The 13,776-nt window shown below is 50.5% G+C and carries 6 protein-coding genes and 1 pseudogene; 3 read left to right on the forward strand and 4 right to left on the reverse strand.

Going from position 1 to position 13,776, the window contains the following annotated elements; all coding sequences use genetic code 11:
- Positions 1-479: 479 nt before the first annotated feature.
- Both BLR09_RS03495 and BLR09_RS03500 read right to left on the reverse strand, forming a co-directional pair.
- Complete coding sequence (locus BLR09_RS03495) at positions 480-1,349, reverse strand: alpha/beta hydrolase (RefSeq protein WP_093197727.1); 870 nt, start codon at positions 1,347-1,349, stop codon at positions 480-482.
- A gap of 77 nt (positions 1,350-1,426) precedes the next feature.
- Positions 1,427-2,425: an alpha/beta hydrolase family protein gene (locus tag BLR09_RS03500; RefSeq protein WP_093197729.1), complete on the reverse strand. Its 999-nt coding sequence runs from the start codon at positions 2,423-2,425 to the stop codon at positions 1,427-1,429.
- 1,033 nt (positions 2,426-3,458) lie between these two features.
- Between BLR09_RS03500 and BLR09_RS03505 the strand changes: the two genes are divergently transcribed.
- The 3 genes from BLR09_RS03505 (at position 3,459) to BLR09_RS03515 (ending at position 11,025) form a co-directional block, all read left to right on the forward strand.
- Positions 3,459-5,432, forward strand: coding sequence for a T9SS type A sorting domain-containing protein (locus tag BLR09_RS03505; protein WP_093197732.1), 1,974 nt, complete (start codon positions 3,459-3,461; stop codon positions 5,430-5,432).
- A gap of 586 nt (positions 5,433-6,018) precedes the next feature.
- Positions 6,019-8,412, forward strand: a complete 2,394-nt coding sequence (locus BLR09_RS03510) for an ABC transporter permease (RefSeq protein ID WP_093197734.1) — start codon at positions 6,019-6,021, stop codon at positions 8,410-8,412.
- Positions 8,413-9,078: 666 nt separating this feature from the next.
- The gene (locus BLR09_RS03515; RefSeq protein ID WP_093197737.1) at positions 9,079-11,025 is read left to right on the forward strand and encodes a GEVED domain-containing protein; all 1,947 of its coding nucleotides are present in this window, start codon (positions 9,079-9,081) and stop codon (positions 11,023-11,025) included.
- Between the two features lie 145 nt (positions 11,026-11,170).
- Here the strand turns inward: BLR09_RS03515 and BLR09_RS03520 are convergent, their stop codons facing one another.
- Both BLR09_RS03520 and BLR09_RS25440 read right to left on the reverse strand, forming a co-directional pair.
- Positions 11,171-12,628 (reverse strand): glycosyl hydrolase family 28-related protein, encoded by a 1,458-nt coding sequence (locus tag BLR09_RS03520; RefSeq protein ID WP_176785437.1) that lies wholly within the window; start codon positions 12,626-12,628, stop codon positions 11,171-11,173.
- 248 nt (positions 12,629-12,876) lie between these two features.
- Positions 12,877-13,776, reverse strand: a pseudogene (locus tag BLR09_RS25440) (hypothetical protein); the annotation flags it as partial.

The following is a 13,776-nucleotide window of genomic DNA, read 5'->3' on the forward strand; positions in this document are numbered from 1 at the left end:
ACAGGCCGTTGACATCCGCATTACACTTTGTAGTAGTATACGCAGCTGATACCGCACCCGTATCTCAAACCCGCGCGGAGGCAAGCAGATCAGATGTCGACATCCTGTTAGCTCTGCGGAACAATCGCGCTGACAGCAGCTAATGATCGCGGGACCATAATTTTGAAAAAAAGCGTCCTGATAGGAGCTTCTCCCAATTGATTGGAGGTGGTCATGGCGGGACGTCTTTGGAAATGCGGACCCAGAGGGTAGTGTACCGTGCCCCCATACGATGAAGATTCGGGTATATCGGTAAAAGTATGTAGGTCAGAATACTGATATACGTATCGGAAATAATAGCGGATATCTCATATATGTTTGATCCTATTTATCATAATCTAAGTTATATAACAATACACGAATACTATCAGCGGTGCGGACGATGACCCGCAAACTTCGTTGTAATGGAGCGAGCGTTCGAAGACTTTTACTACGATTGATTATTCTTCTTTTAGCGTCCATTGCAACCCCTTTATAAATGTTGGTAACTGCGTATCCATATGATCGAGGTTGGAGAAAATCTCGCTTTTATATATCAGTCCTGATTCTTTTGCTCCAAGTCTTGATAGCAGGCGTTGAGACACGACGCGCTGGCTCAACAGAGAGGAGTCGATTTGACTTTCGTTATCTTCCAACCCGCCGAAGGTAAAATACACGCGAGCAGGAATAGATCTCTCAACCCCAACATTTTCAAATTGATCCAATAAATAGTACTTGTTATAATGAAAAGATGGACTTGCAGCAATGTATCCATAGAATGCGCTATGAGCGCCGGACATTTGTTGCAATAGAGCAAATGCAGTAAAGTATCCTGCCAGTGAATGACCTGCCAGGATTTGTCGGGATGGCAAGGTTCGGTATTTACTGTTAATGTATGGAATTACCTCCTTGGTTAGTGCAGATAAAAATCTTAATCCACCTCCACTGGTAGACATTTCATATTCCGGAATGGCAACTGGATAGGTATAATCCCTAGTGCGTAGGGAATCCATGGCGGCAAAATCCTTATAGCCAACGCCGACAAGGATTACTTCCGGACCCAGGCCAACAGCTGAATATTTTTTGACAATGCTAGCCATGATATCGAAATACAAATTTGCATCCAGCAGAAAGACCACCGGATAATGGGCCTCTGGTTGCTTTGCGTAATTTTCGGGTAAATGAACAGAAATCGAAAGGGTATCAGATAAACTTCTAAAGAAAACTCTCGATTCAAAACTCGTCGACGGTTGCGAAGTATTGGTTTTTTTAGCCACATCGCAGGCAACTAACAGAAAGGGTAGGAAAACAATTGACACAAGCTTAGTCATAGCTTTGAGATCTGTGATTAAAGCTTAAAAGTCTTAATCAGTTTCTTTCTTTTTGTGCGACAGGTATTGCTTCCAGCCTACAACTGCTTCAAGAATGCGGTGACCCTCTCTTCCAGCACCGGATTGCTTCTGGCTATGTCTTCGTGGGTTCGATCATATGTGTAAAACTGAAAATCGTCCGAATGTCCCGTCATTTTTTCTTGAAGCGCGCTTCCCTGCGCGACAGGTACCTGCCAATCCCTCAGGCCCATGTGGAGCTGTGTAGCCGGAAGATGGTCGGCAAAGTAAAGCGGGGAACTGGCGATAAGCAGTGTCCGCGTTTGCGCCGCCGAAAGCTGGCCGCTTTTAAAGCCGCTCAGAAACTGACAACGGTAGGTTGGGTCATCAGAATTTCGGGAAGTGAGTTCGAGCATATTCGTCGGACCGGCAACGGCAACGACGCGTTTCACCCTGGTGTCGCGGATGCCCGCCAGTAAGGCAACGGTTCCGCCCCGACTACCCCCGCGGACAGCCGTCCGGTCAACATCTGCTTTGGATTCCGTCGCCGCGATGACGTTCAGGAAAGCCAACACATCATCCGTCGCACCATCAAATGCATCACAATGGTTCCCATCCGACAAGGGAGAGGTATAGGTAGTTCCGTTAAGTCCCAACTGAAGTGACTGACCCCGCAGCGCCGGAATAGCCAGGATATGTGAAGATGCCCCTGCGGTGCTGTCGGACATCAGGTTAAAGGCGTTGGTTGTTACATCCAGTCCAAATCCGCCGATGAGCATCCGGACAGGTACTTTCTGTGCCGCTTTCGGAATGAGCAACGCACCATACTCTTTTATCCCGTTAAGCCGGAAGGATACCATTTTGAAAGTGAAGTTTCCGGAGAGCAAAATCGCTTCCTGTTCGACCTTATAATCGGTCGGAACGAGATTCCGTGCCTTCCAGTCCTGCCATACTCGCCTGATTTCCATAGCCGAAGGTTCAGCGAAAAGGATCGTTTTATCTTCTCCCGAAAGGAAGGATTCCTTGCTGCATGAGGCGAAAATCAACGAAAACAGCAACAGGCGTTTTGATAAAAGCATGGTATTTGGGCGATACAGGAAAAGACCCTGATGTCTTTCCTACATCAGAATGCAAGAAGCCAGGCAATGGTTGCCTGGCCCAATTTGTATCGCCGACTTACTCACTTTCAATCCCTTGGCCTACGAAATATCAGTCCCGATGGACAAAAATCAATGGATTATTTTCAGGCCAATAATCCATCCTCGTTAACAAGTAATCGGACATATTTATTTAACATAAACAAATTATGAAACGAGAAATATTTATAGTTATAAGAAAACAACCCTTCCATTTCACTATCTATTTGAGAATTCATCTCACAAATATTGATCAATAACGACTGCCTGGCGCTTTGCTGTTGAGGAAGCACCAATGTATAATTAGTCGCTAATTCAGATTTTACGAGAAGTGCACCGGCGGTCTCCTGAATATACGCGGGCCGGTCGGGACGCGGTCGGCAGCTATACGCAGAAGATAAGCGCAAGCGTCTCCTCGGTAAATACCCGCCGCTTGTGAGACAGGTGAATAAATCAAACAGAAATACCGGTTGAGAAGATAATCTACCCTTTTTGGAAAAATTATCTACCCTCTCTTCTGAACCGAATGATCATCTTTGTCCGGGAGATAGTACCCGGCCGTCGGAAATTGATTCCGGATGTCAATCACCTGCCGCTTTTATGAACGACTCCGCCATTTAACCGGAATACGTTGCCACTGTCTGTACAGACATTCAGAAAAAGCGGATCAGAAACAAACGCACAGCAAACGCAGATGAATCAGTTATCGCCAAAGACCGGGAGGGCCTTTGGCTGGGAATGTATTGCTTCTACCGGTATTCTAGAAGAAAATAATTATCGACAGATTAAAAGCCTGATATGAGACGGCCAGCCGTCTCCACCTGCCCCGGTCCGGGGCGTTACAGACACTTCACACAGCAGATTTCCAACGAAGAATCTTCCGGTAAATACGCAGGGAGAGAATGTTCACTTTACGGGTGAATTTCTGCTCCGGATAACCATTCCTGCATCTGTCCATTCAACCATTCAATTTTCTATGAAGAACAATTACTCATTTCACGCATGGCAAGCTATCAGGGTCGTTCTCGTGACACTCCTGTTCGTGGCCAATTGGTCTTTTGTCTTTGCACAGGCCTGTGGTGACCCGGGAGGAGGTTCCCGGACTATTACCATGACGGCTCCCGGCGCCAGAGATTACTATCCGGGTGCTCTTCCTGCCGGAAAGACAGGGCAGGATCGGACGACGGTAGCCCGTTTCAGGAGCAGCGCCACGATGAATGCAGTGTATCCCAAGACGATCACCACCCTGCATCCGGAGTTGCCGGGCGGAGCGACAGGGTACGTAACCTTGAAATTCGAGGCACTGGTGATGGCTGCTCCGAACGTCCTGATCAAAATTTACGAGGGAACAGACGAGACAGGCACTTTGGTCAAAACCATCGATTCCACCAATGCGGCGTCGTTTATACTGACCTCGGAATCGCATGTCGGCCCGGTTACAATTACCTTTGAAAGCTCCACGCCAACCAGCGGCAATTTCAATATCAGCATCCTGGCTATGACGGGAAATCAGTTGATCCCGTCTACTTGTCAGGGCCACAAGGCGGCTCTATGGACCGAATTTCAAACGCCTGATTCCTATACGCTTATCGACGGTCACAGGGATTACGCGCACTCCTCTTTTACTCCCAGCTGCGTCGCCTACATTGATGCCAACCGGCAGTTTGTTTCGTCGGAGATGGTGTATTGTCTTGACCATAGCAGAAACGCGGTGGGCTTCGGCAGCGGCAGGTATCCGGGTCAGACCATTTATACCAAAGAGATCATCACCGATATAGACCGGTCCGGAACGTTTGACGATACCGATCGCCTGATCATGGCGCGTCTTGTCTATATGATGGCTCATGCGACAACCGGCGTGACAGTGTCGGATATGGAAGTTATGGAAGGCCAGGTCTGGGTCACCGTGATCTACCCTGGCGCCAATTACGGGGGAGTCAATGGCGATGCCGTGACGACGATTCCGAGCATACCAAATCCCGCGGAGCCCACCTTTTCACTGACGGGTCCGGTGGCGCCGGTGGCGCCGAATAACCCGGCCGTGTTTACCCTTCAGTTCGACTTGCCGGCCGGTTACAATCCGAGTCTCTTTACCGATCCCCAGCAAGTGAAGCTGGTGGTGCCGGCCGGTGTGACGATCTCGAATGTATCCGGCGATGCCACCTACGCCGGAGGGGTATTGACGTTCACGTCACTCCCGGCAACGGTCCTCGTTTCAGCAGTAAGCGCTACGCAGCAGAAAGCGACCCTGAAAGTGGTGTACGAAAAGCCCGGTCTCTGGAACGTCTATAATTTCAAGGCATACCGGCCCTGCACGACCGACGCTACGCTTTTGCAGGACTTCGTCGGGCGCAGCCAGGGAGACATTACTTACCCGAACCGTGAAGCGGAGGGAATCTGGGAAAGTTCACTCCCCGTCAGACTTGTCAACTTCAAGGCATCGGCAGAGGGGCGCGTTGCTTACCTGAATTGGACGACCGCCTCGGAGGAAGGCAGCAAAGGTTTTGAAATCCAGCGGTCGGCTGATACCAGGACCTGGCAAACCCTCGATTTTGTCAACTCCAAATCTGCCAATGGAAACAGTTCGGTCGAACTGAATTATCAATATAACGATCTCTCGCTGTTGACGGGGACAAGCTACTACCGGTTGCGGATGGTCGACCTGGACGGCGCTTTTGCGTATAGCCAGACGCGGTCGCTGCAGGCGGAGACGGTGCGCGGCATGCTGGTTTATCCCAATCCCGTCGTAAACGGGAAGCTGTCGGTGGTGGTATCGGGTATGGAGCCGGAGGCAGCGGAAATATACGATGCCGCCGGCGTCCGGAAAATAAGCCAGAAACTGGAAAACGGACGAGACCTGAATCTGAAGGGACTTGCTCCCGGCGCGTACATCCTGCGCGTCGTTTCTGCCGGAAAGGACTCGCAGTCAACTACGTTCCTGGTCAAATAGAATCGTACCTCCGGCCGGATAGCCGGAATCTCAAAAGCGTCCGAACCTGGAAAATCCATATTTTCAGGTTCGGACGCTTTTGTTTTGGCCTGAGGGCCAACGGACGTTCAACTTGCGGGGGTCGAGAAAGGACCAACGACCGGTCAGATTTATCCGTTTTCCTCCGGACATCGCCGGGCAATTTTCCATGCACTTTGCGGAAAACCCGCAGCTGAAGTATTGGGGTCGTCGAAACCAACCAGCATGGCTATGTCACCGACCTGAGAAGTGTTACCTCCGGCCGTTTGACCACGGTAAACCGTCCCGCTGTCCGTATCAAAACAGGGAGTGGGTAATGATGAGACATTAAAAACAACCGGGGTCCGGCTTTTTTGCTTGCTGGTCGAAATCGAACACACGCTGTTCATTTCCGAACGTTACCAACCCGCAGAAAATCCCTGAATGCAGCATTGAGGCAGACGGCGTTACTTTGGCACGGCTTTCCTACCAGATCGAAAAGGAGAAATGGCACACCGCCACCTGCAAGCTGGTCGGGTGGTTTTCCCGGACAGGTCAAAAGACGTTCCAATCCTAATTTTTTCTTTTCATGCTTCGGAATCACCTCAAAATAGCCCTTCGGGCGCTGATGAAAAGCAGGGTGTACTCGTTCATCAACATTGTCGGACTGGCACTCGGCATGGCCATAGCCATTCTGGTCGGGTTGTGGATTTACGACGAGTTGTCGTACGACCGCTACCACGAAAGCTATGACCGGGTAGCGCGGGTGATGCAGCACCAGACCGCCAACGGCGAAACGGGATCTCAGGTTTCGATTCCTTTTCCGCTTGGAAAAGAACTGCAGACGACCTACGGTACGTCGTTCAAGTATGTCGCGATGTCGTCCTGGATGGGCGGGCATATCCTGAGCACCGGCGATCAGAAGCTATCCAAGACGGGGGTATACATGGACGTCGACGCCCCGCATATTTTCACCCTGAAAATGAAATACGGCACGCGGAACGGCCTCCGGGACCCGCACTCGATTCTCCTTTCCGAGTCTGCCGCAAAGGCCTTTTTCGGCGACGCCAATCCCCTGGAAAAGCGCCTGAAAATTGATAACAAACTGGATGTCAAGGTAACGGGGGTATTCGAAGACCTTCCGCATAATACCGATTTCCGGGAGCTGGAATTCATCGCACCGTGGCTGCTCTATGTTGAGTCGGAAGACTGGATAAAAAATGCCCGCGACCGCAGCCAGTGGAGCAATAATTCTTTTCAGCTGTATGTCCAGATTGCCGACAATACAGACTTTGCTACGGTCAGCAAACGCATCGGTCCGGTAAAGTATAACCACGTCGCTCCGGAAGATCGAAAGTACAAGTCACAGCTGTTTCTGCATCCGATGTCGCAGTGGCACCTGCATTCGCATTGGGACAGGAATGGAAATCAAACCGGCGGACAAATCGAGTACGTGTGGCTCTTTGGTATGATCGGAATTTTCGTTCTGGTACTGGCCTGCATTAACTTCATGAATCTGAGCACGGCACGTTCTGAAAAACGGGCCCGGGAGGTGGGGATACGGAAGACCATTGGTTCCCTGCGTATTCAGCTGATCGGGCAGTTCTTCAGCGAAGCGATTCTGGTATCGATGATTTCGCTTGCGTTGGCCATTTTGTTAGTCGAATTGAGTCTGCCGTGGTTCAATGAAATAGCCGGAAAAAAAATGTCTGTCTTCTGGGCAAATCCGGCCTTTTGGGCAGCCGCCCTGTTATTTGCCGTATCAACGGGCTTGCTCGCCGGCAGTTATCCGGCTTTGTATCTTTCCTCTTTTCAGCCCATCAGCGTGCTGAAGGGAACTTTCCGGGCAGGCCGCTACGCATCCGTTCCCCGGAAAGTACTCGTCACGTTGCAATTTACCGTGTCAGTCACGCTTATCATCGGAACGCTCATTGTCTACCGTCAGATTCAGTATACCAAAAACCGGCCGGTTGGCTACAGCAAGGAAAATCTCGTCATGCTGCAGATGAAATCGCCGGATTTTTTTGAAAAATTCAATGTCCTTCGGAATGAATTGAAAAACACCGGAGCGGTTGTTGACATCGCGCAATCTTCCAGCCCGCTGACTGGCATCTGGTCAAGCAGCAAGGGATTTGAATGGCAGGGCAAAGATCCCAATCTCGATGCCAGATTTTCAACCGTTTGGGTCACACCGGAATTTGGCAGGCTGATAGGTTGGCAAATATTGAAAGGCCGGGATTTTTCCCGTCACCTGGCAACGGACTCTCTTTCTGTTATTATCAACGAAGCAGGCGTGCGGTTTGCCGGTTTGAAAGATCCTGTCGGTACTGTTCTGACATGGGACAACAAGAAATTCGTCATTGCCGGAGTAGTGAAGGACCTGATCCAGGAGTCTCCCTACAATCCGGTGAATCCGGGATTATACCTCCTTGATTCCAATAATGCCGAGTGGATTATACTAAAACTGAATCCTTCGCAAAGTATATCCGCTTCGCTGGCGAAAGTTGAAACCGTTTTCAAACGACTCATTCCTTCTGCGCCTTTTGACTATCAATTTGTCGATCAGGCTTTCGGGGAAAAATTCGCCAATGAAGAACGTATTGGCACGTTGGCCGCTTTCTTCACCAGTCTGGCTATTTTCATCTCCTGTCTCGGACTGTTTGGTCTGGCTTCCTTCCTGGCAGAACAGCGGACCAAGGAGATCGGTGTCAGAAAGGTCCTGGGCGCATCCGTATTTAACCTCTGGAAACTATTGTCGAAAGACTTCGTTGGGCTTGTTTTACTCTCATGTGCCATTGCAGGTCCGTTGGCAGGATATTGTATGACAAACTGGCTCAGCAAATACGAGTACCGGACAGACATATCCGGGTGGATATTCGTCGCGGCCGGCCTGGGCGCAATCGGCATAACGCTGATAACGGTCAGTTACCAGGCGCTTCGCGCGGCGATGGTCGATCCGGTGAAAAGTCTGAAATCGGACTAGAGGGCATTGATATCGTATTTGAAAAAGAGTTGGCACGCTATTCGGTATGCCAACTCTTTTTTGCTGTAGTGCGATGACAGAATCTTTTCAATACCTGTGCTAAAACCGGCGTGTGCATTCACTCGCAAAGCGGCCAAACCAGCACAATTATACAAAATCACCCCTCTGCGATCAGGGCGTGGACTGAGCAAGCGGGGAAGAAAGCGGGACCGCCCGGAAGCCAAAGGGAAAAATCGATGCCTGTTCGACCGACTCCCCACCCGGCTGCAAAAAGCCCGAAATCTATTCGCTTTCCCGATGGGCTCTCAACCTGTCGTATTTACCTGCGGCCCCGGGTTTTCGGAAGCAAATGTGGCGGTATGAAAATCCACATAAACGGTTAGATAAAATTAAGTACTAGTATATAGATATGATTTTTGCATATACTACCAGTTCAAGCCAGAAAATCTACTTAATCGTGTAGTATTTTTGCAATACATCGAAAAATCCTCCATGCTGTTCAGGCAGCTTTCAAATTTGCCGTCGCAAATAGGTCCGCATTGAATCAGGATTGATAGAATAAAGCCAGCCGGTGCTAGTCACAGCTATTTCAAGTTATCCCGCCAGACGATCCATTCCGCCCCCCCGCCTGTATAGGAATTTATCAAAATAATTCGAGCAATTGATATGAAACCTTTCGACAGATCTGCGGAAACACGTCTATCTACCTTCTTTAATTCCAGGCTTTTCGTCTTATCCCTTGTTGTCGGGCTGCTGGCTTCGACCGACTCAAGCGCGCAATATCCCAACGCATATGCCTCGGATATTGACTGGTACTACTACAACGCGCAAACGGTGTACGCAACCTATCCGGGCTATACGCTGGGAACGCCGTATGGAGCCACGATCAACGGGGATCTGGGTGGAAATCCCTTTACGGTAAATTTTACTAACCTGGCTAATTTGGGCAACGGCGGATATGGGGGGACGGCGGCCAGAGCCACCGGTCAGGGGGTAACAATAGCCCCGCCCAATTGGGGACCGTACCTCAATCGCACTAATTCAAATCTGATCAACCCGTCACAAGGAAATTACATCGATCTGACCTGGCGGGGAAGCGGTACCAGCGGCGCCGCCACGGCCATACCGGCGGGAAGTATGGGTACAGCCACATTTGCCAGTAACCTGAGTGTACTGGACCAACTCATTGTCGGCGACCTCGGCGATGGGGGCGAAACGGCAGTCTTTGAATTTCTGGATGCCGGCGGCAATCCCATCAATGTTCAGGGTAATGTGCGGATTATCCACCTGACCAATGACGCTGCCGGTCAGAGTGCGCCGTTGGCATACCCCAGCGCAACTTCTGTTTCCATCGATGCCGGTGCTCCCGTCACCAATGTAGTCAATGAAGGATGGGCGTTTGTGATGCTTACCAATACTGTAAAAAGCGTCCGGTTTACGCAAACCGGCAATATTTCGTTTTCAGCAAGCAATTCCTGGTCATTCACCTTCGCCAAAGGGGCTACTGACAGCGGCGACGCACCGGCAAGTTACGGCGGTCCCAACCTGTTTCCTTTAGGAGGCCTGTTGCGCCTGGGAGCTCATGGTGGTGACACGGAATACAGTACGCTGTCGAGCGCAAATGCCAACGGTGACAACACTACCAACAGCAACGACGAAGACGGCGTCGCGGCCGTCAACAGCATGCCTAATAACGGCACCTCCAATCAGGTTATTCCATCCTACACCGTCAATGCGACGGCTTCCAACACCAGCGGTACCGCGGCAAATGCCATTGCCTGGATTGACTGGAATGGAAACGGGACTTTTGACGCCGGCGAAGCTTCTGCTCCGGTTGCAGTGGCCACCGGTAGCAGCAATTTGCCGATTTCCTTCACCTGGAATAACATGCCGCTTACAGGCGCCGCCGGATTGTCCGGTACTTTTTTGAGAATCATCCTGACCAACAGTCCCCTAAGTGCTTCCGACGCGGCAACCTCGTTTGCTCCGTCGTCCGGCATCGGTGAGGTCGAAGACTACTTCGTCCCCTTTGACGCGCCGCTGCCCGTTTCACTGGCCACTTTCACGGCAAGAGCAGACGGCAGTAATGCAAAACTGGAATGGACAACAGCCTCGGAACGTAACAACGCCTTTTTCGAAGTACAACACGCGCTTAATGCCCGCGTCTTCGAAACCATTGGCATCGTGAAAGGAAGCGGAACGACGCAAATCAGGCAGGCGTATTCATTTACGGACGCCAACCTCTCCCCGGAGTCCATTCATTATTACCGACTGAAGCAGGTGGATACCGATGGTAAATTCAGCTACAGTCAAACCCGGTCGGTTCAATTGGAAGGATACAAAGGCATTCTGCTTCAGGTAACGCCCAACCCGGCAACCGACCGCGTCGTAAAAGTGACTGTCGACTTCGGAGACGACGCACTTCCTACGGATGCGCAGCTAAGCGTTACGGATATAAATGGACGGCCTATCGAGCAACAATCTGCTAATCTGAAAAAAGGCTTAAACTCATTCAGCTTTCAACTCGGCTCGCGCCCATCCGGCATTTACCTGGTAACACTCCGGAATGCCGGACTGAAGAAGCCGCTCGTTCGGAAGGTGGCGATCCAATAGCTTCCATTCAGGGAGACAGACAAAATGCCTTCCCTCGGACGTCAAATGAAAACCCCGGTACACAACGTGTGCCGGGGTTTTCATTTTCCTTTGATTAGACAAGCCGGATGAGCTAATATCCGGCATAAAGAAGCTACTTTGACGATCAGTTTCCATAGAAAACAACGACAAACGGGGCGTCGACGTTGGTACCTGCCGAGTTCCTGAGAATAAGGGTAGAATAGTTGTCGTTTTCGTTGGAAATAAGCCCGACAACGCCTGTTGTAAGGCCGGTAATGGACGGATAGACGAATCCATTCGTCGGTCGTTTGAAATTGATTTGATACACACCGGTCGACATCCGCGTTACACTGGCGATGTTATAGGCGGCAGATACTACACCCGTATCTGAAATCCGTGCTGTGGCGAACAGTTTCGTTTTTTGATTGTCGATATAGTCGCGATCGTAGTTATACTTCGGCGCTTCAACAGCAGTCTGGTACACGTTCGAATCCTCGACATAATACGAGCTGTTGCCTGTGACGTTTAAGACGATAAAGGGGCGGGTGGCATCCGGTACATATCCGTTGGCGTAAAAAGTGCCATTCCCGCTCATCAGCAGGCGAAACTGCTTTCCGGAATTGTTCACGCATTTGATGTGATTCGTCGCGAATCGCGTGGCGTTAACTTTGTTAAATGTACAACCGCGGATCGTCGCTACCCCTGCCCAATCACTCAGGTATGGATCAGCCTGAATGTAAATATCGGTACCATAATTCCCTTCAAAATAACTGTCACTTATTGTAACGGGAACGGCTCCGTTGGCAGGGCTATGGACGATCTCGATGGCATTAGATGTACTGGGCGATGTTCCTGCACCGGGCGATCCGTTGTTGGTAAAATCGCAGCTTGAGAAGGTATTGGTTACACCTGTATAAATTCCGGCTGCCAAAACAGAATTGGAATTGAATGTACAGCTTTGGAAACGCAGCAGGTTAGGCAGTGAAAAGGATGCACCATCGCTTCGGGCGTCGAGGCCCTTCTGATTCCAGGAGAGAGAAATAAAGTCGAAAAGACCGGAATTAACACCACGGATCTTGAATCCCGTCTGAAACCCCATGATCTGAATGTTCGAAATTTGCACCTGGCTCATCTTATTCAGACGGAGACCGGTTGCCCGGTCGCTGCCTGCAACGCGCCGGATCTGCAGGTTTTTCAAGGTAAAAAGATCATTTCCGCGTCCCGTGATTTCCAAAACCGTAGTGTCAGCGGCGGCGTTGTAAAGCAGAATGGTATTGGAGACATTATCGCCTTCAATTGAAAGCTTTCGCGAGGTACCGGGACTATCGGTGGTATCCTTCAGTTGAACTGAGATGCTGCTTGTTATTTTATATGTTCCGGCCGGAATAAATAGTGTTTTGGCCGATTCATTGGCGACTTTGAGCGCCTTTTGAATAGCCTGTGAATCGTCCGTTGCTCCGTCACCTTTGGCGCCGAACCAGTCTGCTTTGATCGGTCCTGAAAAGATTCGCTCATAGTAAATACCTGACGCAGAAAAGAAGATGGTACCTCCGTTGGAAGTCCTCGGCCCGGACTTTCTCACCCAGGAATATCCTTTGTACATGACCGTTTGATAACTGGAGCTTAATCCGGAAAATGCAGATGAATCGAGTATTTCATAGACAGGAGATATTGTTTGAGATGAAGCAGAAAAAGCAAAGCACAAATGGAGGCAAAGAAGAATAAGAAGAGGTCTCATTTTGTCGCTGGGATTAGATTGGGTTGAGAATAGAAGTCAATGTGGTTATCGGTATATAAGGACAGCAGAAGCGTTTCTCACCATTGGCTTTACCCAATAGGTTTGATAAACCGTTAGATTTTAACAATTTTATAAGAGACTCCCGCTACCTGAACCAGGTAAGTTTGGCCCGACGGCCAGGATGCAGTATTCAGTACAATCCGGTCCGGCAGCAGCTTGATGTCACCCGTCCGGATATCTTTTCCCTGCAGGTCCGTAACCCTCACGGCCTCAGCCGTGGCTGCTTTCCGGAAGATGGTCAGCGTTCCGCCCGAAACCGGGTTGGGATAGGCCAGTGTCTTCTCTCCGGAAGAAATACCTGTTTTTTCGGTATTGAACACCGACTGCATGAAGTTGGGCAAGCCAAACACCGGCGCCCGGTTTCTGCCCGGAAGCGTCAGCCAGGCAGGCGAGGGCTCCGGACGATCCGGCGTTTCAAGAACGGCTAGTTTATACGTTCCGTCCACCTGAGCCCGGCCGAAGGAGGTATACAGCCGTCCGTCGATACCCAGTTGCAGGGCGCCGGCAATCCGGAGTTGCTGTTTGCCGGAACGGCTTTCTTCCCCGATCGCCAGCGGCTTTTTCGTGCCGGCCCTCAGGTCAAATACATAGGCATCCTGATGCGCATACAAACCCGTCAGGTACAGCCGGGTATTGTCGGGCGAAAACGAGACGCCGTATTGTCCCGTAAAATTTCCCAGGCTGCGCGCGTTGGTGATTTCTCCTTTGCCGGCATCGAAATCAAATACCTCAAAAGGACGATCTGTTCCGTAAACAGCGGCCGCCAGCATTTTTCCGTTCGGGGAGGCTTTGAGATAGCCCATCGACTCAGCATCGCTGACTTTTCCTTTCGCATGAAAACTGCCCACCGCCATCCGTTTGCTTTCGGTGATGCCTTCCGACGTCAGCAGATAGACCAGAAAAGCGTCACTGTTCCAGGCATGGGCAAGAATCCAGTAGTCGTGCCCGTTGGC

This window comes from Siphonobacter aquaeclarae, from assembly GCF_900103285.1.
Classification (GTDB): Bacteria; Bacteroidota; Bacteroidia; order Cytophagales; family Spirosomataceae; genus Siphonobacter; species Siphonobacter aquaeclarae.

Coding starts and splice junctions, on each gene's coding strand:
- BLR09_RS03510 (WP_093197734.1), top strand. CDS start 6,019: ATGCTTCGGAATCACCTCAAAATAGCCCTTCGGGCGCTGATGAAAAGC.
- BLR09_RS03495 (WP_093197727.1), bottom strand. CDS start 1,349: ATGACTAAGCTTGTGTCAATTGTTTTCCTACCCTTTCTGTTAGTTGCC.
- BLR09_RS03515 (WP_093197737.1), top strand. CDS start 9,079: ATGAAACCTTTCGACAGATCTGCGGAAACACGTCTATCTACCTTCTTT.
- BLR09_RS03500 (WP_093197729.1), bottom strand. CDS start 2,425: ATGCTTTTATCAAAACGCCTGTTGCTGTTTTCGTTGATTTTCGCCTCA.
- BLR09_RS03505 (WP_093197732.1), top strand. CDS start 3,459: ATGAAGAACAATTACTCATTTCACGCATGGCAAGCTATCAGGGTCGTT.
- BLR09_RS03520 (WP_176785437.1), bottom strand. CDS start 12,628: ATGTACAAAGGATATTCCTGGGTGAGAAAGTCCGGGCCGAGGACTTCC.